Genomic DNA, 26073 nt, shown 5'->3' on the forward strand with positions numbered 1-26073 from the left:
CCCACATTGGCGTTCGAGACTTTAGCTCCTCACCAAAAACGCACGCGGGGGGGCCAACCCGCCGCCCGCGCGAGCCTCTTACCGTCGAACCCCTACTCGCACTTGACGACCGGGATCGGGTCGTACTTCACCGTCCGCGTATGCCGCGACACCTGGGTGCCGGACTTGGCATCGGTGATCACCCTGGTGTCGGAGATGGTGAAGCCGGGCGCACCCTCGGAGGCGATGCAGTCCTTGCCCTTGGGCAATACGACCTCATTGGGCTCGGTCGGCTTCGACTTCTCACCCGTAATCGATTCCACGTTCACGGTCTTGGTGCCCCACAACCGAACGGTGATGTCGGATCCGGTGGCAACCGCCTGAATGTAGACACCGGTCGTACCGGTATTACGGAACGCCAGGTCGATCGCGCCGTCGAACACGGTCGCTTCCCGGGCGGCCGGGTAGCGCGAGATGTAATAGCTGTGCTCGGTGTGTCCGCCGTCTTCCATCCCGGCGAAGTAGGCCGCGTTGTAGAGCGTGGTGGCGAACTGGCTGATGCCGCCGCCGACCGCGGTACTCGGCCTGCCCTTGTCGATGATGCCCGACTCCACGTAGCCCTCCGCGGCGGTGCGCGGACCGGTGAACCCGTTGAGCGAGAACGTATCTCCCGGCTTGATCACGGCACCGTCGACCTTGGCGGCGACCGTGCGGATGTTCACCCCGGAGGGACCGCTGAAGCCGCCGGTGGTGAACTCGCCGATCTTCTCGTTGATCCCGAGCGCGCTCGCGGCCTCGGTGGTGAGCTTGGGCTCGATGCGCTGATACACCACCGGGCTGGTGCGCGGACCCGGCTGCGTGAGCAGGGCGGGTAGCTTCTCCAGCGTCTTGGGCCAGTCGACCTTCTCGCCGACCACGGCGGGCACGACGGTCGGCTTACCCGCACCGACGGTGAAGGTGGCGTCCTTGGGCTCTACCTCGGACTTCGCCAATTGCGGTGCGAGCAGGGCGATTACGGCGTCGTTATTCAGCTGGGGTGCCAGCCCACCGTTGCCGTCGGGCACGAAACCGAGCACCTCGGCGATCTGATCGGTGGTCAGCACGCCCTGAACGTCCTTGCCGGACACAGCGATCGGTGACGCGACAGCCGGTGTCGCGATGTCACGCAACGCCGCCTGCACGGCATCGGTCCGCACAGCTACGGGTGCGGCGACCACGGGCAGATCCAGTTCGCTGCTCGCGGCCCAGCGCTCGGTGATGGTGGCTCGCGCGCCGTCGGTGTCGAGCACCCGGCCCGGTACCGGCGCGACCGCGACGGGCCTGCCGTTCTCGAACCGCACCGTGCCTTCGACGGTCGGATTGTCGTGGACGCGGAAGTTCGCGAGCTGGGCGTCGAGAGCCGCGGTGTCGACGATGCTCGCCACCGGCACCTCGCGGGTGCCGAACAGGGAGATCAGCCGGCTCACCGGGTTCAGCGGCTGGCTGCCGACGGCGGCCCAGGTGCGGTCGTAGTCCACCGACAGACCGGCTGCGGCGGGCACCATGCTCGCCTGCACATCACCGATCTTCACGGGTAGCGGTCGTTCGGCCTTGGGTCCGAGCTCGGTGTGCAGCAGAGCGTCGGCTTCGGCCTGATCCATCCCGCCGATCTCGATACCGGCGACGACGACGCCGCGCGCCACCTCACCGGTGCTCAACGCGAGGTCGGCCAGGTAGGCGGCGGTGCCGACGGCCAGCACGGCGCCGACCGCGATCCCGATCCGCTTGACCAGCTGCTGGTTGTCCGGCGGGGTCGGCGGCGGTGTGCCTGCCGGGCCGGGGGTGGGTGACCAGCGATCGCGGGTCACGGTGTTCAAAGGCTGCGTGAGGGCGGTGGTGTCCGGATCGAAAGTGCGATTTGAATCGAGCAGCTTGCGTAATCCGACCTCGCCCCTTCGGTCGGCCGGTTGTCCGGCGGTCGACTCGCTGGGCACGGAGGTCCTTCCGTTAGGTTGGCCCCGATGTTTGCGGGGTCCGGCCCGAGGGTAACGCGCTTCGGCGCGCTCGGCAGCTCGGCAACCGGGTGAGAGGAAGCAGAAGGCTCCGCGTAGTTGCCGGGTCGGGGGTCTGGCAACTACACGGAGCCGATCTGTTTATCGTGCCCCGGAGCGGGGCGTTACAGCCCGTTCGGAAGAATTTCGGCGGGTGGGGCGACGCCGCCCTCCGGCGCGACGCGACCGCGCGAGACAATCGACGTGAGAATCGACACCACGGGGCCGGACAACGAGGAGAACTGATGCAGCTGGGAATGATCGGCCTCGGCCGGATGGGCGCCAATATCGTGCGCCGTATCGTGCGCGACGGGCACACCGCCGTCGGCTACGAGCGCCACCTGGGCCCCATTCCCGAGCTGGAAGCCGAGCTCGGCGACAAGTTCAGCGGCACGACCGACCTGGCCGAGTTCATCGGCAGGCTCGAGGTGCCCCGCGTGGTGTGGGTGATGATCCCCGCCGGTGCCACCGGTGCGGTGATCGAGAAGGTCGCCGAACTGCTCGAGCCGGGCGACATCATCATCGATGGTGGTAACAGCCGCTATCACGAGGACATCAAGCGCGCGAAGGCATTGGAGCCCAAGGGCATTCACTACCTCGACATCGGTACCTCGGGTGGCGTGTTCGGCCTACAGCGCGGCTACTGCCTGATGATCGGCGGGAACCAGGCCCAGGTCGACTACCTCGAGCCGCTGTTGGAGACCATCGCACCCGGCTACGAGTCGGCCCCGCGCACCCCTGGTCGTACCGGTGAGCCGTCGCAGGCGGAGAAGGGGTACCTGCTGTGCGGTCCGCACGGTGCGGGCCACTTCGTGAAGATGGTGCACAACGGCATCGAATACGGCGCGATGGGCGCCTACGCCGAGGGCCTGAACATCCTGAAGCACGCCAACGCGGGCTCGGAGTACCTGCACGGTGAGCACTCCGCCGAGGAGACGCCGATGGAGCACCCCGAGTACTACATGTACGACCTGGACATCCCGGCCATCACCGAGGTGTGGCGCCGTGGTTCGGTCGTCGCCTCCTGGCTCCTCGATCTCACCGCATCGGCCCTGGTCGCCGACCCCGACCTGGACTCCTACGGTGGCCGCGTCTCCGACTCGGGCGAAGGCCGCTGGACCGTCGACGCGGCCATCGACACCGCGGTCCCCGTCCCGATCCTCTCCGCCGCCCTCTACCAGCGCTTCTCCTCCCGCGGTCAGGCCCTGTACGCGGACAAGATGCTCTCGGCCATGAGAAAGGCCTTCGGCGGCCACAACGAGCTGCCGCAGAAGTAGCCCGCTGTACGCCCGCAACCGGCTTTCGTCGCGAGACGGAGGCCGGTTGTCGCGTTTTCGGGTGGATCGAAATCCTCGGATGTTACCCGTCCCGGAGAGTAAAACAACGATGTTCCACAAAATAGGAACACGTTCCTGTTTCTCAGGACAAGCGTCCAGTCCGACCTATACCTTGTGGTCAGAGGGGGGAATCCCACCTGATGAGGAATTCGCCCCGGCCGTCTCGGCTGGGGCTTTGGAGGAAAATCATGTTCCGGACTTCGCGTATCGCCGCGGGCGTCGCCACCACCGCTCTGGTCGTCGCCGGTGTCGGTGTCGGCCTTGGATCCGGCGTTGCCGCCGCCGATGCTGACTGTGCGGTGAGCAGTCACGCGCAGAAGAGAGATGCGAGCACCGTCGGCGTCACCCACGTCTACGACAAGGTCGCCAGCGCCGAGCAGATCGGCGTCGGCACGTCGGTCACCTACAAGGTGATCGTCGGGACCACCGGGATCGGCAACCCGTACGTCAACACCATCACCGACTTCCCGCCGGTCGGCTTCGGGGCGCCGACCAAGACCACCATCACCGCCTATCACGCGGTCGGCGGCCAGGTCACCGAGGACGTCACCGCCACGCCCAACGCGGGCGGCTGGAAGGTCACGAGCACCGGCTGGTTCGTCAACTCCGGCAACCCGGTCACCATGACCATCACCTACCCGGTGCCGAGCGGCATCAAGGCGGGCCAGATGGTCACCAGTGGTGGCGTCGGGGTGGCGGGCACCGTGGGTGTCAGCAATGAAATGCCCGGCCTCACCGCCTGTTTCACCGCGCGCGGCGCCAACGCGGGCGAGACCGTGATCGGCAGCCTCGGTGACAACGGGCTCGGTTCCGATGATGGCCAGCTGAGCTCAACCGGCTCGCTGAGCGACATCATCTCCGACGTGCTGCGCAATCTGATCGGTAGCTGATCGCGTAGCGCGTGGTGCGCCGGGACGTCTCTCGCGCTGCCGTCCCGGCGCACCATTTTCCCTGTAGCCCAAACTGTTTCGAACTCTGTGAGGACTCGTGTTCACCTGTATGCGGACGGTGCTGACCGCGCTCGCTGTCATCGCGCTGTCGGTCGCTTCGATCGGGACCGCCGGTGCCGACGGATCGAAACTGGACCGGATCGAACGGCCCGGCCAGCGGCAACAGACGCTGCACGTGTACTCCGCGTCGATGGACCGGGTGATCCCGCTGCAGGTCATCACCCCGCACGACACCAGCGAGCCACGGCCGACCCTGTATCTGCTCAACGGCGCGGGCGGCGGCGAGGACATCGCGAACTGGTACAACCAGACCGACATCGTGCAGTTCTTCGGCGACAAGAACGTCAACGTCGTCACGCCCGCGGCGGGCGCCTTCTCGTATTACACCGACTGGCAGCGTGACGATCCGAAGCTCGGCCGCAACAAGTGGCAGACCTTCCTCACCGAGGAACTCCCACCGATCATCGACGCCACCCTGAACACGACTGGCGTGAATGCCATCGCGGGCCTGTCGATGTCGGCTACCGCGGTGCTCAATCTGGCCATCGCCGCCCCGGATCGCTACCGCGCGGTCGGGGCCTACAGCGGTTGCGCCGCGGTCGACGACCCGATGGGCCGCGCCTACATCGACCTGGTCCTCGCCCGTGGCGGAGCCGACCCGGCCAATATGTGGGGCCCACCCGGCGACCCGGCCTGGCGCGCGAACGACGCCTATCTCAACGCGGAACGGCTGCGCGGCAAGGCAATCTATCTATCCAGCGCGAACGGCCTGCCCGGCCCCGCCGAAACTCTCCCGCCCGGTGCGACGCCGGGAAAGGTCATCGGCATGACCGACCAGATCCTCCTCGGCGGCGCCATCGAAGCCGCCGCCAACCTGTGCACCCAGCGCCTGGCCGCCCGCCTCGCGGAACTGAACATCCCCGCCCACACCGAATTTCGTTCGGCGGGCACCCATACCTGGCGGTACTGGGAACAAGACCTACACAAATCCTGGCCACTTCTCGCCGCGGCTATCGGTGCGAGCTGACATCCGAATAGCTTCTAACACTGGGCAATTCACGTAGTCAAGCCCCTGGAAGCTATGGATAACGCTCGGATCGAGGCACCCGATGTGGTTATTAGCTTTGCTCAGATTTACCCCCGAAAGGCTTGCTATGCATCGTCGAATGATCCGAGTCCTCGTCGCGACCGCGGCTGTCGCCGGTATCGCGGCGGGCGCGTCCCCTGCGCTCGCCGCCCCCGCCCAACCGGCCGTCGTCGCCGAATCGGGATCCGCCGGAACCGGTTCCGCTCTGGTCGACATTCCGCTCGGCTTCCTCAAGCTCATCATCTGCGGTCCGTGGGCGTCGCCGGAGCCGCATCCGAACGCGATGTGCCGCTGAGCGCTGACAACGAACGGCGGGTGGTCTCCGGATAACCGGAAACCACCCGCCGTCGCTGTGATCAGTGCGGACTAGCGCTCGATGATCGCCACCACACCCTGGCCGCCCGCGGCGCAGATGGAGACCAGCGCGCGGCCGGAGCCCTTCTCCGCCAGCATCTTCGCGGTCGAGGCGACGATGCGGCCGCCGGTCGCGGCGAACGGGTGGCCCGCGGCGAGCGAGGAACCGTTGACGTTGAGCTTGCTGCGGTCGATGGAGCCGAGCGCGGCGTCGAGGCCGAGGCGCTCCTTGCAGTAGGCGTCGGACTCCCACGCGGCCAGGGTGGCCAGCACCACGGAGGCGAAGGCCTCGTGGATCTCGTAGTAGTCGAAGTCCTGCAGGGTCAGGCCGTTGCGGGCCAGCAGGCGCGCGACCGCGTAGGTGGGCGCCATCAGCAGGCCGTCGGGGCCGTGGATGTAATCCACCGCGGCGACCTCGGAGTCCACCAGGTGCGCGAGCACCGGCAGTTTGTGCTCGGCGGCCCACTCGTCGGTGGACAGCAGCACCGCCGACGCGCCGTCGGTGAGCGGGGTCGAGTTGCCCGCGGTCATGGTGGCGTCGCCTGCCTTCACGCCGAACACCGGCTTCAGGGTCGACAGCTTCTCCACGGTCGAGCCGGGACGCAGGTTGTCGTCGCGGGTCAGGCCGAGGAACGGGGTGATCAGGTCGTCGAAGAAGCCACGGTCGTAGGCGGCCGCCATGTTCTTGTGCGAGAGGTAGGCCAGCTCGTCCTGCGCCTCGCGGGCGACACCGAATTCCTTGGCGGTGATGGCAGCGTGCTCACCCATCGACAGCCCGGTGCGCGGCTCGGCGTTCTTCGGGATCTCGATGCCGAGCATCGAGGGACGCAGCTGGCCGACCAGCTTGAGCTTGTCCTTGGTGGTCCTGGCGCGGTTGGCGGTGAGCATCCACTCGCGCATGTCCTCGCTCACACCGATCGGCGCGTCGGAGGTGGTGTCGGCGCCGCCGCCGATGCCGGACTCGATGCGGCCGAGGGCGATCGCGTCACCGACGGTGACGATCGACTGCAGGCCGGTGCCACAGGCGAGCTGCAGGTCGTGGGCCGGGGTGTAGGGCGAGAGCTTCGAGCCGAGCACGCTCTCGCGGACCAGGCTGTGCTCGCCGACGCGCTTGAGTACCGCGCCGCCGACGACCATGCCGAGCCGTTCGCCCTGCAGGCCGAACCGGCTGACCAGCCCGTCGATGGCGGCGGTGAACATGTCCTGGTTGGACGCCTTCGCGTACGCCTTGTCGGAGCGCGCGAACGGGATGCGGTTGCCGCCAACGATGGCAACCGGGCGCTGGGTCTTGGCGGCCTTGGCAGTGTTAGCTGCAGCCTTGGCCGTCGCCGAACGGGCTTTGCTTGTCACTCGAGTTCTCCATGGTCTCGTCGGTTCCGGGTAACGCCGGCCGTGGAATAGGCCCCCGTGCGGGTACAGCGTCGTATCGGTTTACATTAAACTTACTCCGGAGTAAGTTCGTTGTCGACACCGTACCCGCAAGTGTGCGCTCACACGGGGGACACTGGGCGGAGCACGGTCACACAACTCGTCGACCACAGAGAAGGTAGGAACAGTGGCAGCCAAGAGCAAGGGTGCACCGAACCTCTACGGATCTTTCATCCACTCCGCCCCCGGCGCGTTCCTCGCGAGCAAGCTGGGCCTCCCGCAGCCTGCTGAGCTGCGCCGCTACAAGGCGGGCGAGCCCGCCCTGCCGGGCCCGGTACTGCTCGGCGGCAAGGGTCGCCTGGCCGAGCCGGTCCGCGCGCTGCTGTCGGATTACACCGTCGCGGACTCGCTCGACTCGGGCACCAAGTACGGCGCGCTGGTATTCGACGCCACCGGCATCGACTCGATCGACAAGCTCGCGCAGCTGTTCGAGTTCTTCCAGCCCGCCATGCGCAACCTCGCCCCTTCGGGCCGTGTCGTGGTTCTCGGCACCACCCCCGAACTGGTCGGCTCGGTCGACGAGCAGATCGCCCAGCGCGCGCTCGAGGGCTTCACCCGTTCGGTCGCCAAGGAGCTGCTGCGCGGCGCCACCGGCCAGCTCGTCTACGTGCACCCCGAAGCGGGCGCCGCCGCGACCGGCCTCGAGTCGACCCTGCGCTTCCTGCTCTCGGGCAAGTCCGCCTTCGTCGACGGCCAGGTCATCCGGGTCGGTTCCGGCGACTCCGTCGCGCCGGCCAGCTGGGACAAGCCCCTCGCGGGCAAGGTCGCCGTGGTCACCGGTGCCGCGCGCGGTATCGGCGCCACCATCGCCGAGGTGTTCGCCCGTGACGGCGCCACCGTGATCGTCGCCGACATCCCCGCCGCGGGCGAGGCGCTGTCCGACACCGCGAACAAGATCGGCGCCACCGCGCTGGCCCTCGACGTCACCGCCGCCGACGCCGCCGAGCGGCTGGCCGAGTTCGCCGTCGAGCGTTTCGGCGGCATCGACATCGTCGTGCACAACGCCGGCATCACCCGCGACAAGCTGCTCGCCAACATGGACGAGGGTCGCTGGAGCTCGGTCATCAACGTGAATCTCGCCGCACCGCACCGGATCACCTCCGGCCTCGTCGCCAAGGGTGTGCTCAAGGAAGGCGGCCGCGTGATCGACGTGTCCTCCATCGCGGGCATCGCGGGCAACCGTGGCCAGACCAACTACGGCACCTCCAAGGCGGGCGTCATCGGCATGGTCGACGCCGAGTCCCCGCTGCTGACCGCGAAGGGCATCACCATCAACGCGGTGGCGCCTGGCTTCATCGAGACCGCGATGACCGCCGCGATCCCGGTCGGCACCCGTGAGGCGGGCCGCCTGATGAGCTCGCTGCTGCAGGGTGGCCAGACGATCGACGTCGCCGAGACCATCGCCTACTTCGCGAGCCCCGCGTCGAACGCGGTGAGCGGCAACGTGGTTCGCGTCTGCGGTCAGAGCCTGATCGGCGCCTGATGACCCAGACCATCACCCTCACCGAGGTTCCCAAGAACGGCGGCCTGTACGCCAAGGCGGCGCTGGGCGCCATCCCGCTGCCGTCTCCGCTGTCGGCTCGCAGGCCGACTCTGCCCGACCGTCGAGTAATCCTCGAAGGCGTGCGGGTCGACCCCGACCACCTGGCCGCCTACTGCCATGCCACCGGCCTGCGGTTCAGCGACACCCTGCCGCTGACGTACCCGTTCATCCTGGCGTTCCCGCTGGCGATGCAACTGGTGGTTGCACGGGATTTCCCGTTCAGCGCGATCGGTTCGGTGCACGCCGCGAACGTCATCGAACGCACCCGCGAGATCTCGGTCGCCGAGCCCCTCGATTTCTCCACCCACATCGAGAACCTCCGCGAACACCCGAAAGGCCTTCTGGTGGACGCGATCACGGAGATCCGCGTCGGCCGGGAACTCGTCTGGCGCCAGGTGACCACCTTCCTGCACCAGCAGCGCACCTCGCTCTCGGGCGGCCCGAAGCCGGTACCTCCCGCCGACGAGGTTCCGCCGCCCCCGCTGCGCGTGCAGCGCGTCGATCAGAAGATGATCAACCGCTACGCCGCCGCCTCCGGTGACCACAACCCGATCCACGTCTCCGGAATCGGCGCCAAGGCAATGGGTTTCCCGCAGCCCATCGCCCATGGCATGTGGTCCGCCGCCGCGATCCTCAGCACCATCGAGGGCCGCGTCCCCGAAAAGGCCACCTACGCGGTCAAATTCGGCAAGCCGATCTTCCTTCCGTCCTCGGTGAACATCTATGCCGACCAGGTCGGATCCGGCTGGGACCTCTCCATCCTGCACGCCAAAAAGGGCTACCCTCACCTCACCGCCACCTTGCGCTGAGGTCTCCACCGACAAGGTCCGCACACTCCAGGGGGGTGTGCGGGCCTTTGTCGTATTCGGGCATGGCACCACTGCGGATTATGTTCGGGGCCTTGCACTTTCGGGCCCGCCGATCGCAATCCCGACAGGTGTCGTTACGTAGAATTGCTGTGACTTTACTCATCGCCCCGAATAGGTTCGCTGTGCAATTGCCATCGAGTGTTCGCATCGCCATTCTGGTCTACCGTCCGGTGTTTTCTTCTGCTTGCTAAGAAATTGCTCGAGGTACGTTGGGCTGACTTTGTGGTGTTGCCAGGCTGCCAATATCAAGGGCTCGTGTTGCCGGGCAACTATCCGGCATCTGAACACTGTGATGGCCGAATTTCGAGCATTTCCGATCCTCTGAAACGCGTGTAGAACTTCTCTTGCCCAGCGATCGTTCGGTCGCTTCGGCGGCTTCACCTGATCCAGATCCGTGGCGAGAAGTGTTGTGGAGGAAGCGTTGTGAACAAGATCAGTCTTTCGAATCGGGGGATTCTTCGGGCGGTGGCTGTCGCGGGGGCGGTGCTCTCGCTAGCCGCGTGCGCCGGGACGGCCGGCGCGGACACCGGTAGTGGCGAGACCGGGAGCGGGGTAATCGACACGGGCAGTGGGATTCTCGGGGATCTTCTCGATGCCGGCAGCGGAATCCTCGGCGGTAGCGCGAGCGGCGGCTCTTCGGAGACCGTGCAGCCGTGCAACCGGTCGACCAAGTCGGGTGGGGCGGGCGTCACCAACACCACGCACCAGCTCGGCGTCACCGGACCCACCTCGTTCGTCCTCGCCTACGAAACCCTCAACATCCCCGACCGTATCCAGGTCTTCTACGAAGGCGGACAGGTGCTCGACACCGGCTACGTCGGCGACAACACCAACCAGGGCACCGGATCTCGGGTGGTTTCGCTGCCCGCAGGGTCATCGTCCACGGTGAGCGTCCGGGTCACGGGTCCGAACGACACCCAATGGGAGTACACGGTCAACTGCCCGTCGTAGCGATCCGTCCACCCGAGGAGTGGGGCCGCACGCTGGAAAAGGTGTGCGGCCCTGCGTGACAGCTATCCGGCAGGGAACCGGCAGCACATATCCAGGCAGCCGCTCCCTGGAGCGGGAAGCCATGAATGGCGATGCGCCGCAATCGGTTACACACGGGACTCTGTTACATGTTTTCCTGGTGATATCAATCATGGATTAAGCCGTGTATTAACTGGGTATACAGCAAGGTTCGGCACAAGCGTGCAGCTTCGCCCTCGGCCTTTCCCCACGGATGTCTCCATGTGGTGCGTGCGATTGATCGATTGTCCAGCGGTAATGATCTTGTTCGAGGCCGCGCCTTCGGTGCTGAACGAGGATCCTCGAGCAATCGATATGAGATCCCCGAAGCGGAGCTTGCCCAATTCCACGCCGATGGCAACCATGTGGCAATCGATCCGCGAATGCCCCGAATGTCTCGGGCTAGGGCAGCGCCGCTGACGCGTGTTAGAAACTTTCAGTCGGCAACAAAGTCGACAATCATGGTTAATACCAAGGGGTTTCACTTCATGAAGAAGATTCGCACGCTCAGCTTCGGCATCGTCATCGCAGCCGGGATGGCCATGTTCGGCACGGGCATCGCCGCCGCGGAGGAAACCCCGCCGGCAACCACCCCGCCGGCAGCCGGTGGCACCGAGGACGAGGCCACCACCGGTTCGGCCGCGGGTCTTGCCGCGCTGATCAAGGCGCTGACCACCGGTTCGGCCGCGGCCGAGGATCCGGCGGACACGGACGTCGACGCGGTCGCTGACGAAGTTCCGCCGGCAACCGGTGGCACGGAGGACGAGGCCACCACCGGTTCGGCCGACAGCCTTGCCGCGATCCTGAAGGCGCTGACCACCGGTTCGGCCGCGGCCGAGGAAGAGCCGGTCGAGACGACTCCGGCTGCCTGACCCATGACCCAACGACAAATGCCCCGCCATGAGCGGGGCATTTGTCGTTTGGCTCAGCTGTGCCTGGCCGCCCGAAGCCCGTTGACGTAAGCGGCGACAATCCGCAGATCCCCTTCGGATAACCCGGAGAGATCGACGATTCCCTCGGCAGGTTGCGGCCGAGCCGGCTCCGTTTCGACCGGGTCCAGACCGGCCTGTGTCAGCAGTGGCTCGGCATCGAGCCCGACTGCTTCCGCCATGGCCTGCAATGTTTCGGCCGTGGTGCTGGCCTGGACCTTCCGGCCGCGCTTGTACTGGGTTCCGTTCTCGACCTGCGTCCACAGACTCGTACTGATCCGTGCTGCTTTCGCGGCGCGGTCCATCGACATCTCGCGCTCCTTGCGAGCAAGCCGCAGGGTGGCGCTGACCTCGGACGGGACCACCGCGCTCCGTTGTCTCACCATGCATCGAGGGTAGCAGATTGTTTGCACTGATGCATGAAGTGCATGTAGTCACCAGCTGCGAAGTTGCGAATCCGACTGCGTCGCAGATTGTAAATCGTAACAGGGATGGATGAGATTGTTTGTGCGAACTGGTGACTGGGTAGGGCGGCCTGCCGACTCGGCTTGACAGGCTGGTTGCAACAACGTTGCATACAACGTGTGTCCGATTGTGGGTCCCAGTAGGAGCCACTCGTCGACACCGCCCCGGGCGCGCCACCCATTTTCGGCCGCGTAGCAGGGTACGACCGGGGCTCCGGCCCGCTATCGACCGAAGGAGCAAGTACATGGGCACAAACGATGCCGTGCCGGCGTCGAACCGCATACGTGAGGATTCATGCGGTGTGACCCCGTTGGACAGGTGGGCCGACGACCACCACCTGTACCTGGATCGAGAAGCCGCGCGGGATCTGGCCAGGATGCTCGGTGACATCCCCGACCTGGCAGAGGATCTATCGGATGCGCGCACGCGCCAGACCCGATTCGGCACGGTGGACTACCGCACGCGCAATGGCGCACGGGAACAACGACTTCCGTTCAATCCGGCGGCCGCTCGCGCGGCCGACCATCTCCAGTCGGTCTTGGTGGCCTGGGTTCGGTTGGTCTGCGAACAGCGCGGTGTCGATTACACCGGGGTCGCGAGCATCAGCGGCATGGCGGAGTGGTTGCAGCGCAACATCATCGCGCTGGCGATGACGGAAGGTGTGGAGACCGCACCCGCTGAGATCGCCGCGGCGATCGAGGCCGCAGAAGCGGTGGTGTGTCCGCCAGTCGATCTCGCTCCCGCCGACGCGGCTCTGGTCTTGCGCGCCAGGGCTGTTCGCCTTCATGCGGCCGCGATCGGCAAACTCGCCGAGGAGCTGGGTGACGGATTCCGGAACCTCACTACTCGGCGTGTGCGCACACTCCGCAAGGCCGGTCTGATCAGCCCGGTCCCAGGGCCCTGGTCGCCGGACTGGCCGGAGCTCTTCATCGTGGGTGAGGTTTTGGATGCGCACCGTGCCCTTCCGGCGCGGCAACGGGCGAAAGATGCATAGCGAACAGAGTGACCCAGCGGGGCGTCGGCAGATTGTTGCCGGCGCCCCGCTGGCGTTGTCGGCACCCGACCCGGCTGGATTCAGGCGCCCAAAGGGCTTAGGCCGCACGATATTCGGGCCGACTTCGCCGCCACCCGGTATCGGAATACCTACCGCTACCTGGGATTCAGCGTCGCCTGAAAGTGAGTGTTGACAAGTTGGGGCCGATGACGCAAACTAGTGCCAGCGGGATTCGTCGTGCCCAAAAGTAGTTAGGCACACCGCGATTCGATGCCAGCGAGCGCTGACTCCGCAGATCCTGACCGGGATCTGGGTTCACGTCAACGCTAGAATGGACGCGTGCTCTCGACCGAGAGTCTCGACATTTCGGCTGCTGGGTGAGGTTCTTCTTGTGTCAGATGCATTCGATGCATTTCCTCCCGACGATACCGGTAAGCCGATCGGGGAGAGGTCTACTCGTGAAGGCGGGCGGCCTCGAGTAGACGACTCGATACCAGGTAGAAGGAACCGCATCGGCCATGTCGACCTCTCCGACATCTGTGTAGAAGACCTCCAAGTCGTCGCTGGTGCGGTGGATCGTTGGCGTTCGCTCCGGCCGCCGACCACTGTGACGCGTCCTACCACTCGGTGACCTGACATACGGCATCTGACACCGTCTCCGGTGGTGGTGATGTGACGGGTTGTGGTCAGTTCCGAGTTGTGAGAGTTGTGTATTGCCATGGGTGATGAAGGTGAGTCGGATGCTTCGATGCCTGACCGACAAGATATCGCGGTGCAGCGCAACGGGTTCAATGCCCAAGAATCTGCGTTCAACCAAGGAATCCGGGTCGATTCGGCCGTGGTCTTCGACTTCGTGTCGTATTGGTCCGTAGCCGACCGCGCGGTCCTTATCCAAGCGGACCTGTCCGGTCACGTACGAAACGAAGTCATCGCACACGCCGTCGCCCACATCGAGATGGCCGAATCACGTGAACTGGCAGCAGCGCTCGACGGCGAGCGGTGGCGAGGCCGGATCGAGATGCAGGTCCACGATGTTGTCGCGCACCGTCTCATTCCTGTCGCCGACCTGCGTGACTCGCTGGAGGTCGGCGACAACCTCACCGATGTCGCGGCGCTCCTCGGGGTCACCGAGTTCCTGCTCGGTTGGCGATTGCAGCACCTGGCGAACGAGGAATTCGCGGTGATACCGGTGCACCTGCTGAACCGCCTGGGTTGGCTGCCCGGGATGCCATCGGAATACCCCTATCGGTGCTTGTGGCCGACATCCAGCTCGGGCGAGATGCTTCGCCAGCTGGCGCCCGGCCGACACCACCGGTAATCACAGTCCTACTGAGCCCTCGTTCCGTGAAAACGGCACGGGGGCTTTGTCGTTGGCGCTTTCCGCTGACTTCGAACTCATGCGGCAGGCCCCCGGACACGAACACTTCGATCCAGCGGGTTCAGAGCCCGCCGCATGCCCGCCCCTGACGCGCCCGTCTCCCACAGCTCGCTGTGGTCGAAAGGCGTTGTCGCAGCGCAGGGGCGCATCGGTCCCCCCCCGGGGGGGCCCGCCGCCACCACTCCCCGGCGCGCGGCCCTGGCCAGCCGGTCAAAGAGGACGACTCAGCGGAATGTTGACCCAGCTCGGCGCGCTGGGATCGAGGAGCAGATGCTGTGGACGCAGCTGGGTTTCGATCAGCAGTGCGGGTATCGGGAGGCCCTTGGGCATGTTCGACGCGTACACGTCGACCCTGAGCCGGTGCCCGGGTTGCAGGACAGCGTGGACGCCGGTCAGGCCGATGTCGAGGGTTGTCGCCTGGCCAGGGACGGTGGGCAGACGAGTTTCGAGGGTCAGGTACTGATAGGGGTCGATGTAGTCGCCGGTAGCCGACTTCCGGCTTCGGCCCTCGTCGATCGCCCGCAGCGAGGCGGTCAACTGCCCGGAGGTCATGACCTTCGAATTGCCATCGGGGGCAACATCATTGAGCGTGACGCTCCAGTAGCCGTCGGTGACGTCGTGGACGGTGTTCAGATGCACCGCCACGGGCCCGGAGACCAGGGTCGGCGCGTCGACGGCTTTGCTGGTGAATGTCAGCGCCGCGACCTCGGAGATCCTGGAGTCCTTCGCACACCCGTCGATGATCGCCAGCACTCCCGCCGTCGCCTGGGCCGCATCGCGCGAACACAGCGTCGAAAGGCCGGGAGCGACCGTGAGGTCGGCCTTTTCGACCGGAACTTCCGGTGTGAGGGAGCCGTCGTGTGCGACGATCCCGGTGGTGCCGCTGGGGACCGGAGACAGGTACTGCCGGGTGTGGGTCATGCCCGGCAGCGGGTAGTCGCCGCTGGTCCAGCCGCCGCCCTGCTGGAACAGCGTGGCGGGGCCGAACTCATCGATACCGTTGTCGATTCCCTTGAGCCACTTGTCGTACCAAGCGCGCTGCAACACATCCAGCCGGGGCGGCCCGCCGGGGCGGCCGGCGCCGGAGCCGACCGACACGTGGTAGCCGTCGTTCATGAAGATCTGCTTCTGCCCCGGCGGCAGCGGGATCTGCTCGTAGCTCTTCATCTGCGACTGGCCGAAGAGGTCGTGATATCCGCCGACGAGGAAGGTGGGCACCTTGATCTTGTCGGCCGACCGTTCGATGCCCGCGCGCAGATCGCTGTTCGGCGCCAAGTGCTCGGCGAGATGCGGTGGAATCGCGTCCACCGAGAACACGAAGACGGCCTGGATCAACTCCACCAGCCAGGTGGCGGGACTGGCCGCTCGATCGGCGAGCCATTTCCAGTCGAACGTGCCGTTGAAGATCGATGCCAGGTCGGGCAGCCACTTCCCGGCGTTGATCGCCGCCATCCAGGCCGGGGTGAACACCGGATTGACCGCACCGCCCGGGAGCGCGTACGAGCGCACCAGATCACTGGCTCCCACCGCGGGGAAGATCGCCTTCAAGGCGGGCGGATTCTGCTGAGCCGCTTGCAGCTGATTGATGCCCGAGTGCGAGATCCCGCTCATGCCGATATTGCCGTCCGACCACGGTTGGTTCGCGGCCCAGTCGATCATCTCGAGGGTGTCCTGAGTTTCGCGCTCGCCGAACATATCCCAGGTGCCCTGTGAGAAGCCGGTGCCCCGGATATCGGCGACGACATAGGTGTATCCGCTCTTGATCAGTTTGTCGTCGGCCGAGAACAGCCGGGCCGCCCCGCCGGAGGTCACACCGATCAGATCACCGATACCGGAGAACGGCGTCCCGGTGAGGTTGAACAGGTTGAACCGGTTCATCACTGTGGTGAACAGGTCGTAGAGGACCGGAATCGACAACGCCGAGGAGGCGAGCATCGACGCCAGTTTTGTATACGGCGTCATGTTGAGGATGGTCGGTGTCGGAGTTTCCACGATGCGACCGGAGGCATCCATCGGCCGGTAGACATTGGCCTTGATCACTGTGCCGTCGCTCATCGTGATCGGCACATCCCAATCGATATGGATGCCCGGATACAGCGGCGGGCCGTCTGCGGTCGCCGTCCATGCCACGCCCTGCGCGCCACCATCGGGTTGCGCCTGTGTAGCGGGCACTACCAGCGCCGACACGGCGATCGTGGTCGCGGCAACCACCGCCCCCGCCAACCACCTTCTGGAGAACAACCTCATCGAATCCCAACCAGCCCTTCGTTGAACGCTTCCACTCCAAGATAGGTACACACTCGTTCCCATCAGATCGGAACTGTAACGTACCTAACATTCGGCCGCAATGAGCGACACACGTCACAGCTCTTCGGGCGCGGGAACAGCGCATTGGGACACCGTGAGCAGGCCGACGATGGCCTCGATACGATGCGGGTATGAGTGTTGTCGCGCCGGCGTCCTCGGAACCGCTGCCACCGGGACCCAGCGCGATGAGCCGCGACGAGGTACTCGCCTCACAGCGCGGCCGAGTCGCCTGGGCGGCGTTGCAGGCGGTCTCGGAACTGGGCTACGGGCCGACGACCGTGAGCGAGATCGTCAAGCGCGCGAAGGTGTCTCGCCGTACCTTCTACGTTCTGCACCGCGACAAAGAGGACTGCTATGTCGCCGCGTTCGAGATGATCGTCGAGGTCGTGGACAACGCGCTCAACGCCAAGCTCGAGACCTTTCGCGACGCCGATTGGAAGGTACTGCTCCGCAAGTCGCTGGAGGAGTATCTGGCCCTGTTGTCCGCCGAACCGGATATCGCACGTGCCCTGCACGTCGAAGCACTCTCGGTGGGACCAGCACTGGCCAGACACCGCGTGGAAATGAAGAAGGTGTTCGCCAACCGGATGCTCGGCGCGCACCGCCGCGGTGTCGCACAGGGAGAACTGCACACCACTCCGCCCGAGGGCATCATGCTCTTGCTGATCGGCGGAATCGACGACCGGATCCGCGATTGCCTCAACGAAGACGGCCCGGAAGGTCTACCCGAACTGATCCCGGACCTCTACGCGGCATCCATCGCACTCATCCAGAATTCCCCCAGCAGCTGAGAACATGACGTGGCACAGCGGCCGGCAGGCGGAGGAGTGTTCAGGGGCACGAATTTGTTTTCGCGACAAACCATCTCGGGCACTTCGCGCTGGGTGCTAGCTAATCGATTGGCGATGCAGGAATTCGGTGACAGTGGTGACGTAATAGTCGGTGCGGCTGAGCAGTAGCTAGTCGCCGCCGTCGGAAAACACGCGGTATTCGGAGTCCTGGTGCATGGCCCGCAGTCGGCTGGTGTGCAGGTCGGTGATGTGCGGGCAGGGATCGGTCAATTCCTCTCTGCGCCGGACTGCACGCGGTAGCGTGACTGGTCGTCGCCGCTGCCATTCTGATCGAGTTCGCCCGGAGGTAGTCCTCATGCCCAGACCCGGACCACGTCGACCAGTGCTCGCATTGCGCATGTCCGACGACCAGATCGCAGCCCTGGATGACCAGGCCATCGCTGAGGAGCTGCTCACCAAACAGGGCGAGCCGAACCGATCCGAGCTGATCCGGATCATGGTCGAGTACGCGCGCGAGAACATGCCTGCATCCTGGCGACCGGAGGGCTGGACCTACCGCGGCTGATCCAACGCCACTGCGGCACAAGAAGTTCCGGGATGTACGGCTCCGCACCGGCGGCAACGATGCCTGGAAGCAACCGAAGCGAGGACAGTGGATGTCGCGGTCGTCAGCCGAGCCGTCCTACGCCTGGATAACCTCGATCCCCACCAATGCGTTGAGTGAGTCGCAGCTGGCCCAGGACTGGTTCTGCCCGTACTGCGCGGGGCCGTACTTCCAGTAGACGAACGGGACAGGCCATGCAACGCAAGTGAGCTTCACTTGATGCCAGGTCGGCAGCTCGCAATTGGCCATCCCGCCGGTGTTGAAGATGTTGTACACGTGACAGTTGGCCTGCCACACCGGCACGTCGGCCTGGGCTACGCCGCCGACACCGACGAGCGCAGCGGAAGCAGTGGCGGTAACAACGACGGCACTCGCAGCAAGTCTCTTCGCAGAAAGCATTCGAACCTCCTGAATCGATGTTGTCTGGAAGATCGCTGGGCGATCGAAGATGTTACTCAGGCCACCCATGACGCTTGCGTCCATTCGGCCATGCTGCGATCTGCGCGGCCGGAAGTGTCGAGAAAACCGGCGGGTGTCTATTCCGGCCGTTCCGGGTCGGCCCGCAATCCGCTGAGCAGGGTGACGATGACGGTTTCGACGTCGTCGGCGGTCCGGCCTGGGTCGTGTCCGGCAGCGATGACCAGGACCGCGTTGCAGTAGACGCTGAAGAGGATGTCAGCGGCGGCGGAGACGGGGACGGGTTTGGCTTCGCCGGTTCGCATGGCCTCGGTCAGGGTTGCCCGGATCAGTGGCAGCGACAATTCTTCGTCGAGTTCGCGCACACGGTCCCATCCGAGCACGCTGATCGCCTGCCTCAGCAGGGTCCTGGCGTCGTCATCGTCGACATAGCTCCGCAGAAAAGCGCGGGTGGCCTGTTCGACGCGTTGCCAGGCGGTGGCGTCGGACGGCATGGCAGCGACGGCGGTTTGCATGATCGACGCCTGGCTGGTGCGGAAGAGCTCGGCAAAGATCTCCTGCTTGTCCCGAAAGTGGTGGTACACGGCGCCGTTGCTGGATTGCGAGGCGCGGGCGATCTCGTCGATCGAGGTCGTCTCGAAACCCTTGCTGATGAACAGGGTCCGTGCCGCGTCCAGCACTGCCGTTCTGGTGAGGGCCGCACTGATGTCGCGGCGGCGGGGCTTGACGTCACTCATAGAGCCGACCATACTCGCAGACCATGACTCGGTAACAGAGCGCGACTCTGTCAATGATCGGACGAAGGTGTCTGGAGGCGGCATGGCATGCCTACACATTCGTCAGCGAGGACCAACCCGACACCCTCGCCCGTGAACTCGTCTCGTTCATCGCCGCCACCGGCGCGGCCCGGAACCCGAACCCGAAGAAAGGCACCCTGCGATGACCCCCACTACGCGAACACCCAGTGCGTCAAACGATTTCACCGACCACGAAGTGCCCGCCGAGGCCGCCGTGCGACTGCGTCGCGACGTCGAACAACTCGTCGGTTTGGACCGACGCACGATTGGCCGGGGTGAACGCGAATCCGCGCACTACCTCGCCGACCGGCTAGCCGAGATCGGCGCGAAGGACATCACTACTACGACATTCCGTACTCAATCATCCTGGGCACCAGCGCATCTGGCATATCTTGCGGTCGGGGCGGAACTGGCACTGCTGTCGCATCCTGCCGCGCGGGTGGCCGGAGCAGCGGTGGCTGCGGCCTACGAGCTGGAGGTCTCCGGTCGCCTGAATGTGGTGAAGCGATTGTTGCCTGCCCGCCGCGGAACTTCCGTGTGGGCCAGGATCCCCGCCGAGGGAACGCCCCGGCGAACCTTGGTGCTCGCCGCCCACCACGACGCCGCGCACATGGGCATGGTCTGGCATCCGCATGCGGTCGCAGGCAGCCGCTTGTTGGCGAAGTCGACCGGCCGCGCGCTCCCGAGCCACGCGATGCCATTGGCGGCGTTGGCGGCGGCAGCGATGCCTTCCCGAAAGGTTCGCGCCGCCGCCGGGGTGATCATGGCGACCAGTGCCGCATTGATGATCCAGTCGATGCGCAGCCCGACAGCGCCGGGCGCCAATGACAACGCTTCCGGTGTGGCGGCGGTCCTCGAGGTGGCACGCCGGCTGGTGCTCGACCCGCTGCCCGACACCACTGTCGTGATCGTGTTTCCTGGTGGCGAGGAAGCCGCCAACGGCGGCATCCGGGACTGGCTGCACAAGACACGACGACACCTCGACCCGGCAAACACGCTGGTCGTCAATCTCGATGCGGTCGGCAGTCACGGCCCGCTCGGCGTTGCCCGCCGCGAGGGGCTGACGAACCGCTCCCACGCCGGCGCCGTCGACCGGGCGCTGCAGGCCGCGGCCGAATTGAACATTCCGATCGACGAAATCGCCATCCCTAACGCGACAGACGCCGCCGTGATGACCGTCGCCGGCCTACCGACGGTGTCGCTGCTGTCAGTCGAGAACGGATGGATCAGTAACTTGCACCAACCCTCGGACACAGTCGACAACGTCGACTGGACCACCGTGCACAACGCAGCGCGACTGACCGGACACATCGCGCAGACGTGGGCGACAGAACACGGCCGGACCCGCATCGGGGGTCGCCCCGTCCACGGTGTCTGAGCATCGAACAACAACCGTCGCGTTCACCACCATTACGTCAGAAGGAGTCATCCAATGCCTGGCTACCGCGCCAACGAGGTCGCCGTCTTCGGAGCGACCGGCTACACCGGCAGACAGATAGTTCGCGAACTGCTCGGCGCGGGCCGTGACGTTGTCTGCGTCGGCCGCGACCGCGACAAGCTCACCGCCCTCACCGCCGCGTTGGGTCGGCCCGTTCCGATCGAGGTGGTGGAATTGACCGATCGTCCTCGGCTAGAGGCCATTTGCGCCACAGTGACCACCGTCGTCAACGCCGCGGGTTCGTTCGTCGAGACGTGCGAACCGATCGCTCGCGCCGCCATCGCCACGCGAACCCACTATGTCGACATCAGCGGCGAGCAGAGCTCGATCCGCTTCGCTTTCGACAACCTGCACGAACCCGCCGTCCGCGCCGGGATCGCGGTGATTCCCTCCGCAGCGTTCTATGCGGCGCTCGCCGACATGCTCGCGTCGATCACCGCCGCCGACTTCGACCACATCGACACGGTTGACATCGCCTACGACATCACCGGCTGGATCCCCAGTGGCGCCGCCTACACCAATTTCCTGCGCGGCATCGGCGAACCCATCACCCAGTTCGATCACGGCTTCATCGACGTCGCGACGCCCGCCTATGGCACGGCCGACTTCGGCCGACCGCAGGGAATACAGCGCACTTTCACCTACCCCGCACCGGAAGTCCTCACCCTCCCACGACACCTGAGCATCGACCGCATCCGGACATCGATGACGACGTCCACGTTCAAAACAAGAGTTCCGGACCGACTCGCGCCGACCTTGACCAGAGCGATCGGAAAAGGGTTGCGCAGCCCGGTCGCTCCACTTGTGAGAAAGGTTTTGAGCGCCACGACCGGCTCCTCACACGACAGGATCGATGACGATCCCACCCGCTTCCGGATCGCGATCACAATCCGGACCGACTCGATCGTGCGAACAGCAAACCTCGCCGCCGAGGGGATCTTTGACATCACCGCACCGATCGCTGCCAGAATCGCCGAGCTCACCCTCCAAGACTCATTCGAGGCAACCGGTGCGTTAGCCCCTGCGCAAGTAGTCGAACCGAACACCTTTCTCAACGGGCTAGCTGCGCAGGGCCTTTCGTACCACCTAGGCCCTGCGGAAGGCGGTTTCGTCTAGCGTGACCAGCAGGTCGGTCGCCGCGGAGTGGGGCACGAGCCCTTTGACAACGATTGTGCCGCCGATCCCCCGACCCGTGGCGCTGCCGTCGGCTAGTCGTCAGGAGATGCGCGGCGGTTGCGTTTGGTGACACCGCGCCGCTTCTTCGCGGAGATGCGACGTTCTTTCGCTCCACGCGAGGGCTTGGTCGCGCGGCGAACAGGTGGCGGGGCGGCCGCGGCGTCACGCAGTAACGAGGCCAGGCGTTCGCGGGCGGCCGCGCGGTTCTGCAACTGTGCGCGTTGCTCCGACGCGGCGATCGTGAGCACCCCGTTGACCAGGCGGGTGGCCAGGCGGTCGAGCATCCGGGTGCGCAGCCACTCCGGCACCGAGGGCGAGTTGGCGAGGTCGAACGACAGCTCTACCCGGCTGTCGGTGGTGTTGACGTGCTGTCCGCCCGGACCGGACGACCGGGAGAACCGCTCACGCAACTCGGACGCGGGTATCACCAGCACCCGAGTCACGGTCAGGTCCTCTGCCATGATCCGACGCCGCTCTTTCCCATTCGCGAGTCGACTTGGCCAGGTCGGTCCAGCTGCGACTGAATGCTGACCTTGTCGTTCATGATAGCGATGCTTGGAGACCTGTCCTAGCGGAGTTCGTCGGCAAGCTGTCGAGCCCGATCGCAGTTCTGCCCTTCGGTCAGGGTGCTGATAGGGGGGACATCGACGTACACCACCTTGTCGCCGAAACGCACCAGCACGCCGTTAGCGGGGTCGTCGTCGTCCTTGGTGACAGTGCAGAACGCTTCGTCGCCGTACCGGATGTCGTACAAGTAGAAGGCTCTCAGCGTTTGCGCCTCGTTGGGGTCGCGGGTGAGGGATTTTGCCCGCTCACGCTGAAAAACAGCTGGCGCATCGCTTCCGGTCTGCGTCCTCGCGTACACCATGCTGTTGCCCACGCGATCGCCGTCCTTCCATCCGCTGACATATCTAGCGCAGATGTCTCCTTCCGCCAGCACGTTGCTGTCCAGGTGCGGGGCCGAATCGCCGGAAGGCGAGGGCCGGTAATTGAACCCGTCAACCGTCGTTCCTGCGTCGAACACATCGATGACGTCCGCATTCGACAGCTTCTTGCACCCATCGCTGAAGTCGGAGATCCGGGGGATGTCACATGCAGTAGCTGCCATCGCCACAGCTATCGCGACCACCACTGCCGATGTCGCTGTTCGCAGCGTCATTACGCGGCCGGTGCGTTTGGAATCCATCGGTCCCCCTTGCGGCGCTTCGTGTTCGGCTAGCACCTAGAGCAAACCATCAGTTCCGGCGCCTTGCATCATCGTTCCACAGCGTTGTCGGCCACCCACCGAACGCGAGCCGTTGCTCGATACCGACCATGGAGCCGGGACCCTGCGGGAGCGGACTCGATCGAGAGACATGACCTAGGCGAACCGGGTAGTCAGCTCGGCGGCGATCTCGTAGTGGCGCACGAGGAACGAGCGTTCGTCGAGCTTTTTGCGCCGCAGCCAGCCGGTCACCTCGGCATTGCACTTGCTGGCGTTGCATGAGCCGCACGCGGGCACGACATTGCGGAGCGTGTAGCGACCGCCGCGCGAGATAGCCTGCACGCAGTCCTTCTGCAGCGAGGTGACCGGGGCGCCGCAATACGCGCACCCGCCCCACGACGTCTTGAGCGCGTCCCACTGCGCGTCGGTGAGGTCGTGGGTGACCTGAGCCATCCGCTTCTTGCGCTTGCGCGCGGCGCGAACCTGTTTGCTACCACCAGTCGGCACGAGGGGTGACAGTACGCGTCGCGATAGTCGACAGGTCGGAGGCGAGCACAGTTGGGCTCTACCCACTGGATTCGTCAATGCCAGGTGTGGTGGGTGTCGTACCACTGATCGCCGGCCGGCTCCCCGGCGAGATTCCAACTCCAGGACTGCACGGGTGTGATTCGTAGGTAGTAACCAGGTCCCACCATGCCTGTTCGCTCGACTGGCGGTTCGGCGCGACCGTAGACGCGCAGGCCGCGGGCGATGAACGGGTCGAGCGACAGCAGGTCATCGACGACCAGTGCCACCTCGCCGTTGCCCGCCGTGACATTGCGTGCCTTGCGCGTCCTGGGGAAGGTCGCACCACCGCCAACCCAGAAGTAGGTTCCGTCGAATTCGAACGCGACCGGGACGACGTCGGGCTGTCCGTCCGCGGTGCGGGTGGCGAGGCGAGCGAGCGGTTGTGACCGGAGGTAGCCGACTTCGGCATCGGTGAAGCTCATACCATCGGATTATCCCTAGAGCGTGTCTCATGTCGCCGATCGGGCCTTCGCCAGCTTCTTGTAGCAGGTCAACGTCGCCGCGAGGGTGAGGAAGGCGCAGAAGTGCATCAGGAACCAAACGCGACGACAATTTGTCGGTCGCGACCGAACATCATGCACCACACCAGATTCCGGTCAGATCGCGACAACCCACCTACGACATGGGACATCCGCTAAAGCGCATCATCGCCTGTTGACTATCGCTTGCGCCAACCGGGTCGTCGAGGGTGAGGTCGCCCCACAAGAAGCTCGCGAAGGATAGGTGGGCGGCGACAGGTTTCTCAACCTTGCAGGAGGCGTAGTTAGTCCGTCGACGAAGATCGCCTGACAAAAGTCAATCTTGTCCAGGCGGGTAAGTCGATCCAGACGAAATCGTGCCTCGAGTTCCTCGTCGATCAGCCGGCTCGATCAACTCGCACGACTCGTAGGCGCCTTCTGAGATGAGAAGGCTGAATCTTCCCTGGTCGTCGACGGGGTACTTGATCACACTGCCTAACCGGTCAGCCATGCAACGATAATTTCATAGAGTCCAGACCCGTGCGGATGAGTCCGCTGGCCGAGAAACCAGCCGCCGCGACATATCGTCCACATCAGAAGTGTTGCAGCACAACCGATCACGATGTTCCGCCGAAACGAACCACAACGACATGAGACACGCTCTCAACGGACCACGCATACCGAATCAGTTGGGTTCGCTCGGGACGTACCCCTCCTGAAGTGCAACAGGGCGTGCAGTCACGAACGTCCACTCATGCCGATGAGCGTGAAAACGTGTGCGTCGGTCCCGCCGCATACGATGCCGTCGTGAGTGATCAACTTTTGGCCGAAGCACATCGATTCCTCGACTGGGCCAGAGGAGAAGATGCCAACCTCGACGGGACCGATCCGAGCGTCTTTTTCGTTCAGGGAGTCGTCGAATCGATGGCCGAAGACCCCGACGAAGAACCTTCCCTCCGCGCGGTCAAGGTGTTGGCGTACTCGGTGTACCTAGCCGAACTACTTGCCAAGACATGTTCCGGTGTCCGGTGCGTCATCGATGGCGAAGGTATGCGTCTCGATGACGTCCGCGCAGTCAGTGACACCGGAGTCACACAGTTCACGCTGAACTGGATCTACAACTGCCTCGAGGATCCAGATGCAGACAACCTCGGGTTCAAGCTCGCCGGTGCGCTTCGTGACTTCGGCGAGCAGGACCGCGCCCACTACTTGACCGAGCTACTCGACTGCCGCGGTTGAAATCTCGACTCTCGGGTCAGGACTTTTCAAACGTCCGCTCATGCCGCTTGCAAGCCTGCTCGGACCGGCCAGGCCGCCGTCGGCCGAATGCAGTAATGCGCGCGCATGCAGAGCGTGATGTCCGAAGGCTGGCACTCATCGCTCGCGTGCCGCGTAATAGGGAATGCTGGTGTCGTGAGCGACCTACCGCGACGCTGGGATCCGATGACTTCGGTTCAGCGCGATCTCAACGATTCTGTCTACCACGGTGACAAGTGGCAGGACCGGCATTGGATGAACGTGCCAGGTCCCTTCTACACGGCGCAGACCGATACCTGTTGGACCGGAAGGATTCACGCGCCGCGCCACGTGCTCTACGGCGGTGAGTACTACAACGAGTTCGTCTATCGTCAGCCGAAGTCGCCCGCTGAGGTCGAATGCATGCTGGAGGCAGCGGACGCCGACCCGTTCGACGGTTACGCCTGTGATGGGGACTCGCGTTGGACTGCTGCGGCCGTTCGTGCGTGGTGGAGTGGTCGCGGCAGGGTCGCCGAGCACCTTGCGCAGTTGCTCACCGAGTACACGAGGGAGGGCGCTGACACCCCGGCAGGCGATGCGGCAGAGGGCGTCCGGGACTTTCTCACCTATCTGGCCACCGACGTCGAAACCGATCTGCGGGAGTATGTGTTCAGGTTGGAGAACGGTCGATACCCGGCCGCCGACGACGCGCTGCCGAACCTGTAAC

27 protein-coding genes are annotated in these 26073 nt (G+C 65.0%); 17 read left to right on the forward strand and 10 right to left on the reverse strand.

The annotated features are described in order from the left end of the window. Positions 1 to 92: 92 nt before the first annotated feature. Positions 93 to 1952 carry a VanW family protein gene (locus ACFWPX_RS07270; RefSeq protein WP_378920411.1) on the reverse strand — a complete coding sequence of 620 codons (1860 nt, stop codon included), beginning with the start codon at positions 1950 to 1952 and terminating at the stop codon, positions 93 to 95. Between the two features lie 302 nt (positions 1953 to 2254). Here ACFWPX_RS07270 and gnd point away from each other — a divergent pair, with 302 nt between their 5' ends. The 4 genes from gnd (at position 2255) to ACFWPX_RS07290 (ending at position 5678) form a co-directional block, all read left to right on the forward strand. Continuing rightward, a complete protein-coding gene (gene gnd / locus ACFWPX_RS07275; RefSeq protein ID WP_378926615.1) occupies positions 2255 to 3286 on the forward strand; it encodes a phosphogluconate dehydrogenase (NAD(+)-dependent, decarboxylating) in 1032 nt (343 codons plus the stop codon). Positions 3287 to 3534: 248 nt separating this feature from the next. Continuing rightward, positions 3535 to 4236 carry a hypothetical protein gene (locus ACFWPX_RS07280; protein ID WP_378920407.1) on the forward strand — a complete coding sequence of 234 codons (702 nt, stop codon included), beginning with the start codon at positions 3535 to 3537 and terminating at the stop codon, positions 4234 to 4236. Between the two features lie 109 nt (positions 4237 to 4345). After that, on the forward strand, positions 4346 to 5323 hold the full coding sequence (locus tag ACFWPX_RS07285; RefSeq protein WP_378926616.1) for an alpha/beta hydrolase: 978 nt from the start codon (positions 4346 to 4348) through the stop codon (positions 5321 to 5323). A gap of 139 nt (positions 5324 to 5462) precedes the next feature. Next, positions 5463 to 5678, forward strand: coding sequence for a hypothetical protein (locus ACFWPX_RS07290; protein ID WP_378926618.1), 216 nt, complete (start codon positions 5463 to 5465; stop codon positions 5676 to 5678). Positions 5679 to 5749: 71 nt separating this feature from the next. Here ACFWPX_RS07290 and ACFWPX_RS07295 read toward each other — a convergent pair whose 3' ends face one another. Next, a complete protein-coding gene (locus tag ACFWPX_RS07295; protein ID WP_378920401.1) occupies positions 5750 to 7087 on the reverse strand; it encodes an acetyl-CoA C-acetyltransferase in 1338 nt (445 codons plus the stop codon). Positions 7088 to 7292: 205 nt separating this feature from the next. On the opposite strand from ACFWPX_RS07295, the gene ACFWPX_RS07300 reads away from it, so the two are divergent. The 4 genes from ACFWPX_RS07300 to ACFWPX_RS07315 all read left to right on the forward strand — a co-directional run bounded on the left by ACFWPX_RS07300 (position 7293) and on the right by ACFWPX_RS07315 (position 11457). Next, positions 7293 to 8648, forward strand: coding sequence for a 3-oxoacyl-ACP reductase (locus ACFWPX_RS07300; protein ID WP_378920399.1), 1356 nt, complete (start codon positions 7293 to 7295; stop codon positions 8646 to 8648). Continuing rightward, positions 8648 to 9517: a MaoC family dehydratase gene (locus tag ACFWPX_RS07305; RefSeq protein ID WP_378926620.1), complete on the forward strand. Its 870-nt coding sequence runs from the start codon at positions 8648 to 8650 to the stop codon at positions 9515 to 9517. The genes ACFWPX_RS07300 and ACFWPX_RS07305 overlap by 1 nt, the downstream gene beginning before the upstream one ends. A 525-nt stretch (positions 9518 to 10042) precedes the next feature. After that, the gene (locus ACFWPX_RS07310) at positions 10043 to 10528 is read left to right on the forward strand and encodes a hypothetical protein (RefSeq protein WP_378926621.1); all 486 of its coding nucleotides are present in this window, start codon (positions 10043 to 10045) and stop codon (positions 10526 to 10528) included. 545 nt (positions 10529 to 11073) lie between these two features. Further along, on the forward strand, positions 11074 to 11457 hold the full coding sequence (locus ACFWPX_RS07315; protein ID WP_378920389.1) for a hypothetical protein: 384 nt from the start codon (positions 11074 to 11076) through the stop codon (positions 11455 to 11457). A 53-nt stretch (positions 11458 to 11510) separates the two neighbouring features. On the opposite strand, the gene ACFWPX_RS07320 is transcribed toward ACFWPX_RS07315, so the two are convergent. After that, positions 11511 to 11900, reverse strand: a complete 390-nt coding sequence (locus tag ACFWPX_RS07320) for a helix-turn-helix transcriptional regulator (protein WP_378920387.1) — start codon at positions 11898 to 11900, stop codon at positions 11511 to 11513. 380 nt (positions 11901 to 12280) lie between these two features. Here ACFWPX_RS07320 and ACFWPX_RS07325 point away from each other — a divergent pair, with 380 nt between their 5' ends. Both ACFWPX_RS07325 and ACFWPX_RS07330 read left to right on the forward strand, forming a co-directional pair. Next, the gene (locus ACFWPX_RS07325; RefSeq protein WP_378926622.1) at positions 12281 to 12973 is read left to right on the forward strand and encodes a hypothetical protein; all 693 of its coding nucleotides are present in this window, start codon (positions 12281 to 12283) and stop codon (positions 12971 to 12973) included. 748 nt (positions 12974 to 13721) lie between these two features. Next, positions 13722 to 14291, forward strand: coding sequence for an ImmA/IrrE family metallo-endopeptidase (locus ACFWPX_RS07330; protein WP_378926623.1), 570 nt, complete (start codon positions 13722 to 13724; stop codon positions 14289 to 14291). 270 nt (positions 14292 to 14561) lie between these two features. Here the strand turns inward: ACFWPX_RS07330 and ACFWPX_RS07335 are convergent, their stop codons facing one another. Then, a complete protein-coding gene (locus ACFWPX_RS07335; protein ID WP_378926624.1) occupies positions 14562 to 16562 on the reverse strand; it encodes a CocE/NonD family hydrolase in 2001 nt (666 codons plus the stop codon). A 227-nt stretch (positions 16563 to 16789) separates the two neighbouring features. On the opposite strand from ACFWPX_RS07335, the gene ACFWPX_RS07340 reads away from it, so the two are divergent. Continuing rightward, a complete protein-coding gene (locus tag ACFWPX_RS07340; RefSeq protein WP_378926625.1) occupies positions 16790 to 17449 on the forward strand; it encodes a TetR/AcrR family transcriptional regulator in 660 nt (219 codons plus the stop codon). Between the two features lie 355 nt (positions 17450 to 17804). After that, a complete protein-coding gene (locus tag ACFWPX_RS07345; protein WP_378914385.1) occupies positions 17805 to 18014 on the forward strand; it encodes a hypothetical protein in 210 nt (69 codons plus the stop codon). A 117-nt stretch (positions 18015 to 18131) separates the two neighbouring features. On the opposite strand, the gene ACFWPX_RS07350 is transcribed toward ACFWPX_RS07345, so the two are convergent. Continuing rightward, positions 18132 to 18536 carry a hypothetical protein gene (locus tag ACFWPX_RS07350; RefSeq protein WP_378914384.1) on the reverse strand — a complete coding sequence of 135 codons (405 nt, stop codon included), beginning with the start codon at positions 18534 to 18536 and terminating at the stop codon, positions 18132 to 18134. Positions 18537 to 18589: 53 nt separating this feature from the next. Beyond that, complete coding sequence (locus tag ACFWPX_RS07355) at positions 18590 to 19207, reverse strand: TetR/AcrR family transcriptional regulator (protein WP_378926627.1); 618 nt, start codon at positions 19205 to 19207, stop codon at positions 18590 to 18592. A gap of 53 nt (positions 19208 to 19260) precedes the next feature. On the opposite strand from ACFWPX_RS07355, the gene ACFWPX_RS07360 reads away from it, so the two are divergent. Genes ACFWPX_RS07360 through ACFWPX_RS07370 form a run of 3 tightly spaced genes read left to right on the forward strand, consistent with a single transcriptional unit; the run spans position 19261 to position 21821 of the window. Further along, on the forward strand, positions 19261 to 19413 hold the full coding sequence (locus ACFWPX_RS07360; protein WP_378926628.1) for a hypothetical protein: 153 nt from the start codon (positions 19261 to 19263) through the stop codon (positions 19411 to 19413). Next, positions 19410 to 20645, forward strand: a complete 1236-nt coding sequence (locus tag ACFWPX_RS07365) for a M20/M25/M40 family metallo-hydrolase (RefSeq protein ID WP_378926629.1) — start codon at positions 19410 to 19412, stop codon at positions 20643 to 20645. The genes ACFWPX_RS07360 and ACFWPX_RS07365 overlap by 4 nt, the downstream gene beginning before the upstream one ends. A gap of 54 nt (positions 20646 to 20699) precedes the next feature. Next, positions 20700 to 21821 (forward strand): saccharopine dehydrogenase NADP-binding domain-containing protein, encoded by a 1122-nt coding sequence (locus tag ACFWPX_RS07370; protein WP_378926631.1) that lies wholly within the window; start codon positions 20700 to 20702, stop codon positions 21819 to 21821. A gap of 92 nt (positions 21822 to 21913) precedes the next feature. Here ACFWPX_RS07370 and arfB read toward each other — a convergent pair whose 3' ends face one another. The 4 genes from arfB to ACFWPX_RS07390 form a co-directional block, all read right to left on the reverse strand. Beyond that, positions 21914 to 22342, reverse strand: a complete 429-nt coding sequence (arfB, locus tag ACFWPX_RS07375) for an alternative ribosome rescue aminoacyl-tRNA hydrolase ArfB (RefSeq protein WP_328402264.1) — start codon at positions 22340 to 22342, stop codon at positions 21914 to 21916. A 107-nt stretch (positions 22343 to 22449) separates the two neighbouring features. Next, positions 22450 to 23067, reverse strand: a complete 618-nt coding sequence (locus ACFWPX_RS07380; protein ID WP_378926633.1) for a hypothetical protein — start codon at positions 23065 to 23067, stop codon at positions 22450 to 22452. A gap of 174 nt (positions 23068 to 23241) precedes the next feature. Beyond that, a complete protein-coding gene (locus ACFWPX_RS07385) occupies positions 23242 to 23592 on the reverse strand; it encodes an HNH endonuclease (RefSeq protein ID WP_378926634.1) in 351 nt (116 codons plus the stop codon). A gap of 74 nt (positions 23593 to 23666) precedes the next feature. After that, positions 23667 to 24074: a PPOX class F420-dependent oxidoreductase gene (locus ACFWPX_RS07390; RefSeq protein ID WP_378926635.1), complete on the reverse strand. Its 408-nt coding sequence runs from the start codon at positions 24072 to 24074 to the stop codon at positions 23667 to 23669. A gap of 843 nt (positions 24075 to 24917) precedes the next feature. Between ACFWPX_RS07390 and ACFWPX_RS07395 the strand changes: the two genes are divergently transcribed. Both ACFWPX_RS07395 and ACFWPX_RS07400 read left to right on the forward strand, forming a co-directional pair. After that, positions 24918 to 25349 (forward strand): hypothetical protein, encoded by a 432-nt coding sequence (locus tag ACFWPX_RS07395; protein WP_378926636.1) that lies wholly within the window; start codon positions 24918 to 24920, stop codon positions 25347 to 25349. Positions 25350 to 25553: 204 nt separating this feature from the next. Next, the gene (locus ACFWPX_RS07400; RefSeq protein WP_378926638.1) at positions 25554 to 26072 is read left to right on the forward strand and encodes a ferredoxin; all 519 of its coding nucleotides are present in this window, start codon (positions 25554 to 25556) and stop codon (positions 26070 to 26072) included. The last annotated feature ends 1 nt before the right edge of the window (position 26073 follow it).

This window comes from Nocardia sp. NPDC058518 (genome assembly GCF_042719655.1).
Taxonomy (GTDB): Bacteria; Actinomycetota; Actinomycetes; order Mycobacteriales; family Mycobacteriaceae; genus Nocardia.